Source organism: Bradyrhizobium rifense (assembly GCF_008123425.1).
In the GTDB taxonomy this organism is placed as follows: Bacteria; Pseudomonadota; Alphaproteobacteria; order Rhizobiales; family Xanthobacteraceae; genus Bradyrhizobium; species Bradyrhizobium rifense.
The window spans coordinates 1-907 of the sequence record NZ_VSSS01000140.1 but is presented as its reverse complement, the minus strand read 5'-3'; the positions used below and the strand labels follow the sequence as shown (position 1 = coordinate 907).

The 907-nt window shown below is 68.7% G+C and carries 1 protein-coding gene; it reads left to right on the top strand.

The window, feature by feature from the left end:
• The coding region (locus FXB40_RS47520) for a DUF1522 domain-containing protein (protein WP_148779130.1) at positions 1-907 on the top strand (907 nt) is incomplete at both ends.

Here is a 907-nt window from a genome sequence, read left to right as displayed (position 1 = left end):
GACGGCACGGCCGGCGGCATCCACGCTGCGAGCGGCACCACGACGCTTGGCGCTACCCAGGGGGCTCTCACCGGTGCGGCGGCGACGGCCGGCGACGGTTCGACGGCCATTACGGCGGCGATCACGCTGCTCGGCACTGGTGCGGCGACAGCGACCGGCCTGGTCGGCAACGCCCAGCCCTCCGATGGCGACACGCTGACCGTCAACGGTCACACGATCACCTTCCGCTCCGGCGTTGCGCCGACTTCCAGCACGGTCGCGAGCGGCCTTGGTGCCAGCGGCAACATCACCACCGACGGCGCGGGCAACTCGACCATCTATCTGGGCGACACCACGACGCCGAAGGGGACGGTCGGTGATCTCACCACCGCGATCGACCTTGCCAGCGGCGTGAAGGTTGCGTCGATCACCGCCGGTGCGGCGACGATCTCCCAGAGCGCCAACGCGACCGCGGTTTCGGACGTCGGTGTCACGACGGCCAGCAAGCTCACGCTGCACAGCTCGAGCGGTGCCGATCTGAGCATCACCGGCAAGGCCGACCTGCTGAAGGCCCTCGGCCTGTCCACCGCCACCGGCGGCGGCAACGCGACGGTGAACGTGAACCGCACCACCAGCTCCGGCTCACTGGGTCAGCAGATCCAGGACGGCTCGACGCTGAATGTCGACGGTCATGTCATCACCTTCAAGAACGGCGCCGTTCCGGGCTCCACGGGTGCTCCGGCGATCCCGAGCGGCTCCGGCGTCAGCGGCAACGTCCTCACCGACGGTGCCGGCAACTCGACGGTCTATCTGTCGTCCGGCTCGATCTCCGACGTGCTGAACGCGATCGACCTCGCCTCCGGCGTGCAGACCGCGACCATCGCGGCCAACGGCACGGCGACGCTGAAGCTGTCTCTTATACACATCT